The organism is Stenotrophomonas sp. P5_B8, from assembly GCF_054049855.1.
In genome coordinates this window covers 1-5,445 of the sequence record NZ_JBFULO010000251.1, presented here as the reverse complement: position 1 = coordinate 5,445, position 5,445 = coordinate 1, and the positions used below count along the sequence as shown (strand labels likewise).

Sequence of the window (5,445 nt, the reverse complement as noted above, 5' to 3'; positions counted from 1 at the left end):
GTCGGCTCTACGTGTGAGGCCGACCAACGGTCGGCTCTACGYGTGAGGCCGACCAACGGTCGGCTCTACGTGTGAGGCCGACCAACGGTCGGCTCTACGTGTGAGGCCGACCAACGGTCGGCTCTACGCATGGGGCCGACCAACGTTCGGTTCTTCGCGTGCGGGCGACCTGCGGTCGGTTCCACACGTCCCGCATCGTCAAGCCGACCAACGGTCGGCTCTACGTCGATCGCCGGATCAGGCGTCCAGCTCTTCCCAGCGTGCGTAGGCGGCATCCAGTTCCGCCTGCACCTTGCCCAACTGCTGGGTGTGCGCGGCCATGTCGGCGGCGCTGCGCTGGTAAAACGCCGGGGCGTTCATCGCGGCGGTGAGGCCTTCGACGTCCTTCTCCAGCGTTTCGATCTTCAGCGGCAACTGTTCCAGCTCGCGCGCGTCCTTGTAGCTGAGCTTGCGCTTGGGCTCGGCCGGGGCGGCAGCAGCCGATGCAGCCGCAACGGGCTTGGCCGCCGCCACCGGTGCCGACGCGGCGGCGGCCGCCACGCGTGCCGCGTGGCGCTGCCAGTCGGTGTAACCGCCGACGTATTCGCCGACCACGCCGTCGCCTTCCATGACCATGGTGGAGGTCACCACGTTGTCGAGGAAGTCACGGTCGTGGCTGACCAGCAGCAGGGTCCCGGTGTAGTCGCTCAGCAGCTCTTCGAGCAGTTCGAGGGTTTCCACGTCCAGGTCGTTGGTCGGTTCATCCATCACCAGCAGGTTGGACGGCTGGGCGAACAACTTGGCCAGCAGCAGGCGGTTGCGCTCGCCACCAGACAGACGGGTGATCGGCGCGCGCGCACGCTCGGGCGAGAACAGGAAGTCCTGCAGGTAGGCGTGCACATGCTTGCGCTTGCCGTTGAACTCGATGAAATCGCGGCCTTCGGCCACGTTCTCGATCGCCGTCCAGTCTTCGCGCAGCACCGCACGGTACTGGTCGAAGTAGGCGATCTGCAGGTTGGTGCCGGCACGTACTTCGCCGCCCTGCGGCTGCAGGTCGCCCAGCAGCAGCTTGAGCAGCGTGGTCTTGCCGCTGCCGTTGGGACCGATCAGGCCGATGCGGTCGCCGCGCAGGATGACGGTGCTGAAATCCTTGACCATCACCCGCTCGCCGAAGGCGAAGGAGATGTCCTTGACGTCGATGACCTTCTTGCCGGAATTCTCCGCCTGCGCCGCTTCCATGCGCACGTTGCCGCCGAGCTCGCGGCGCTGCGAACGGTCGTTGCGCATCGCCTTGAGGCGGCGCACACGGCCTTCGTCGCGGGTACGACGGGCCTTGATGCCCTGGCGGATCCAGATTTCTTCCTGCGCCAGCAGTTTGTCGAAGCGCGCGTTTTCCTGCGCCTGTGCGTTCATGCGCTCTTCGCGGCGGCGTTCGTAGTTGGCCCAGTCGCCGGGCCAGCTGGTGACCTGGCCGCGGTCGATCTCGACGATGCGGGTGGCCAGCGCGCGCAGGAAGCGACGGTCATGGGTGACGAACACCACGCTGCCGTTCCAGTTCTTGAGGAACATTTCGAGCCAGTCGATGGCTTCGATGTCCAGGTGGTTGGTGGGTTCGTCCAGCAGCAGCAGATCCGGCGAGGACACCAGCGCGCGGCCCAGCAGCACGCGGCGCTTCATACCGCCGGACAGGCGCGCGAATTCGGCATCGCCGTCCAGGTCGAGCTTGGTCAGGGTCTCGCTGACGCGCTGATCCAGGCCCCAGCCGTTGGCGGCGTCGATCTTGGCCTGTACGGCCGACAAGGCATCGCCGTCGAAGTCGTCGGCCATGCTCAGGTGATGGAACTCGGCCAGCCACTGGCCCAGCTCGCCCAGGCCATCGGCGACCACGTCGAAGACGCTGCCGGCGGCACCGTGCGGCACCTCCTGTTCCAGGCGGGTGATGCGCACCCCCTGCTGCACGCGGACTTCGCCGTCATCGGGCTTGTGATCGCCGGACAGCAGTTTGAGCAGGGTCGATTTGCCGGCGCCGTTGCGGCCGATCAGGGCAATACGCTCGCCCGGCTCGATCGACAGTTCGGCTTTTTCCAGCAACAAGGGGCCGCCGACGCTGAAGTCGACKTTTTGGAGAGTAATCAGAGGCATCCGACCATTGTACGGGCTGGCGGTGCGCGGCGTCGCTCAACCGTGCGCGAAAGCGTCCGGCGGCAGGCCCAGCAGCGTGGCCAATGCCGGCGGCACCTGCTTGCCCGGGTGCCGGACCACCCACAGCTGCCGCGACAGGAGCGGCAACGGGGTGTCCAGGATACGCAGCGTGCCCAGCGCAACCAGATCGGCCACGGCGTGGCCGGACAGGCAGGCCACGCCCAGCCCGGCCGCTGCCGCCTGCTTGATTGCCTCGGTGCTGCCCAGCCGCATGGATCGGCCGAAGTGGTGCAGATGCGGCAGCAGCGCCTGCTCGACCGCCTCGCGGGTGCCCGACCCGGGTTCGCGCAGCAGCCAGCGCGCGTTGGCCAGCGTGGCCAGGTCCGGCATCGGCCCGAGCGGCGCGTCGGCCGCAGCGACGATCACCAGTGCATCGCGCTGCCACGGCAGCACCTGCAGGCCGCTTTCATGGCACGGGCCCTCGATCAGGCCCAGGTCGACCTCCAGCCGTTGCACTGCAGCCACCACGTCGGCGCTGTTGCCGATGCGCAGGTCGACCTGCGCCAGCGGGTTGTCGGCCAGCAGCGCGGCCACGCGCGTCGGCAGCAGGTAGTTGCCGATGGTGCTGCTGGCGCCGATCCGCAACTGCAGCGGGACCTGGTCGAGCGTGCGGTCCTGCCCGACCCCGGCCACGGTCTCCATGTCGGCGGCAGCGACCAGCAGCGCCCGCGCCGGGTCCAGCAGCGCCCGACCGTGCGCGTTGAGCACCAAGCGCCGGCCGATGCGATCGAACAGCGGCGCGGGCAGGTGGGCTTCCAGTTCGTTGAGCGCGGCGCTGGTGGCCGACTGCGACAGCGCCAGCTGCGTGCCCGCCGCCGCCGTGGTACCCGCGTCGGCGACAGCCACGAAAACCTGCCATTGGCGCAAGGTGAGGTGCATGGCGGACATTAACGCATAGAACTGGTTGAAATCAGATGAACAATGCGTTTTACAGGTTCATTGCCGACGCGCACGCTGTTCACCTGATCCCACCGGAGCGTTGCCGTGAACACCTCTACCGCCGCCCTGCCCTCGACGTCCCTGGCCCAGCGCTGGCGCGGCCGCGTGCCGGGCCTGCTGCTGACCGCGGGGGTGGCGGCGGCCGCGATGGGCCTGGCAACGCTGCCATGGCTGCAGGCGCACGGCATCAGCGCGTTGACCCTGGCCATCGTGCTCGGTATCGCGCTGGGCAACAGCGTCTATCCGCGCCTCGCCGCGCAGGCCGCGTGCGGGGTCGGCTTTTCCAAGCAGTGGCTGCTGCGCGCCGGCATCGTGCTGTATGGGCTGCGGCTGACGTTCCAGGACATCGGCCAGGTCGGCGTGGCCGGCGTGCTGGTTGATGCGCTGGTGCTGGGCAGCACCTTCGCGCTGGCCTGGTGGGCCGGCACCCGCTGGTTCGGGATGGATCGCGAGAGCGCGCTGTTGATCGGCGCGGGCAGCGCGATCTGTGGCGCGGCGGCGGTGATGGCCGCCGAGCCGGTGGTGCGCGGTCGCGCCGAGCAGGTGACCGTGGCGGTATCGACGGTGGTGGTGTTCGGCACGCTGGCGATGTTCCTGTACCCGCTGTTGTATCAGCTCAACCTTGCCCATGGCTGGGTGCCGATGAGCGAAGCGGCCTACGGCGTGTTCACCGGCTCGACCGTTCATGAAGTGGCGCAGGTGGTTGCGGCCGGGCGTGCGGTGAGCCAGGGCGCCGCCGATACGGCGGTGATCGCCAAGATGGTGCGGGTGATGATGCTGGCCCCGTTCCTGCTCGCGCTGTCGTTGCTGCTGGCACGCGGCCGTGTCATGCAGCCCGGCGCGGCGCGCGCGACGATCGTGGTGCCGTGGTTCGCGTTCGGATTCGCGGCGGTGGCCGGGATCAACTCGCTGCATGTGCTGCCTTCGGCGATGGTCGCTGCGGCCATCGACCTGGACAACGTGCTGCTGGCCATGGCGATGGCCGCGCTTGGCCTCACCACCCACGTCTCGGCGCTGCGCCAGGCCGGGATCAAGCCGCTGCTGCTTGCCCTGCTGCTGTTCGGCTGGCTGCTGGCCGGCGGACTGGGCATCAACCTGGGCGTGCATGCGCTGCTCGGATGAGCCATGCGTGTGCAGCATGCAGCATGCAAAACTGGCGCGATGAAACGTGAGCGCGTCCCACCCGTTGATCGCCGCTGCCTGCGCATTCCGTACCTGCTGCTGCTGGCGCGCTACGGGGCCGTGGATGAAGCCGAAGACGACCTGCTCGAGCTGCTGAGGCAGGTGCTGGGCGCGGACGTCGCGGTGTCCTGGGAGGAAGACCTCCGGCATCCCAATCCATGGTTTCACACGGTGATTCTGGACGTCGGCGCCAGCCTCGGCGAGTTCAGCCATGCCCAGCACGGTGCCCTGATGGAGAGACTGCGGGCGCTGGATCTGGCCTGAGCCTGGCCGGCACCCGCCCGGCGAGCGGCGCAGCGGGTAGAATGCGCCATGAACGAATTCTCCGAACTGCCCCTGTCGGCCTCGCTGGCGGCGGGCATCGACGCGCTGGGCTATACCCGCATGACCCCCGTGCAGGCGCAGAGCCTGCCGGCCATCCTCGATCGCCGCGACCTGATCGCACAGGCCCCCACCGGCAGCGGCAAGACCGCCGCGTTCGGGCTGGGCCTGCTGCAGGCACTGGATCCGTCGGTGATCCGCGCCCAGGCGCTGGTGCTGTGCCCGACCCGCGAACTGGCCGACCAGGTCGGCAAGCAGATCCGCAAACTGGCCACCGGCATCCCCAATTTGAAGCTGGTGGTGCTGACCGGCGGCATGCCGCTCGGCCCGCAGTTGGCGTCGCTGGAAGCGCACGACCCGCACGTGGTGGTGGGCACGCCCGGACGCATCCAGGAGCTGGGCCGCAAGCGTGCGCTGAAGCTGGGCGGGGTGACCACGCTGGTGCTGGACGAAGCCGACCGCATGCTCGACATGGGCTTTGAAGAGCCGATCCGCGAGATCGCCGGCCGCACCAGCAAGGACCGGCAGACGCTGCTGTTCTCGGCCACCTACCCCGATGAGATCCGCCAGATCGCGCGTGAGCTGCTGCGCGACCCGGTCGAGGTGACCGTTGAAGGCGCCGACAACGCGCCGGCGATCCGCCACCTGTTCTGCGAGACCGACCTGGCCAGCAAGCAGAAGGCGCTGGCCGGGCTGCTGCTCAAGTACAACCCGGAATCGACGGTGGTGTTCTGCAACACCCGCCGCGACGTCGACGATGTGGCCAACTCGCTGCAGCAGTTCGGCTTCTCGGCGCTGCCGCTGCACGGTGAAATGGAACAG

The 5,445-nt window shown here is 68.5% G+C and carries 5 protein-coding genes; 3 read left to right on the top strand and 2 right to left on the bottom strand.

Annotated elements, in window-relative coordinates:
• Window positions 1-237: 237 nt before the first annotated feature.
• Window positions 238-2,121: an ATP-binding cassette domain-containing protein gene (locus ACXJKH_RS13585; RefSeq protein WP_457320014.1), complete on the bottom strand. Its 1,884-nt coding sequence runs from the start codon at window positions 2,119-2,121 to the stop codon at window positions 238-240.
• A 36-nt stretch (window positions 2,122-2,157) separates the two neighbouring features.
• Window positions 2,158-3,060: a LysR family transcriptional regulator gene (locus ACXJKH_RS13580; protein ID WP_457320013.1), complete on the bottom strand. Its 903-nt coding sequence runs from the start codon at window positions 3,058-3,060 to the stop codon at window positions 2,158-2,160.
• Between the two features lie 105 nt (window positions 3,061-3,165).
• On the opposite strand from ACXJKH_RS13580, the gene ACXJKH_RS13575 reads away from it, so the two are divergent.
• The 3 genes from ACXJKH_RS13575 to ACXJKH_RS13565 all read left to right on the top strand — a co-directional run.
• Window positions 3,166-4,242, top strand: a complete 1,077-nt coding sequence (locus ACXJKH_RS13575; RefSeq protein ID WP_457320011.1) for a YeiH family protein — start codon at window positions 3,166-3,168, stop codon at window positions 4,240-4,242.
• Between the two features lie 3 nt (window positions 4,243-4,245).
• Entirely contained in the window at window positions 4,246-4,566 is a 321-nt protein-coding gene (locus tag ACXJKH_RS13570) for a hypothetical protein (RefSeq protein ID WP_457320009.1), read from the top strand.
• A gap of 48 nt (window positions 4,567-4,614) precedes the next feature.
• Window positions 4,615-5,445 (top strand): DEAD/DEAH box helicase (locus ACXJKH_RS13565; protein WP_457320007.1); only part of this gene is annotated, 831 nt, incomplete at its 3' end.

Coding starts and splice junctions, on each gene's coding strand:
- ACXJKH_RS13580 (WP_457320013.1), bottom strand. CDS start 3,060: ATGCACCTCACCTTGCGCCAATGGCAGGTTTTCGTGGCTGTCGCCGAC.
- ACXJKH_RS13570 (WP_457320009.1), top strand. CDS start 4,246: ATGCGTGTGCAGCATGCAGCATGCAAAACTGGCGCGATGAAACGTGAG.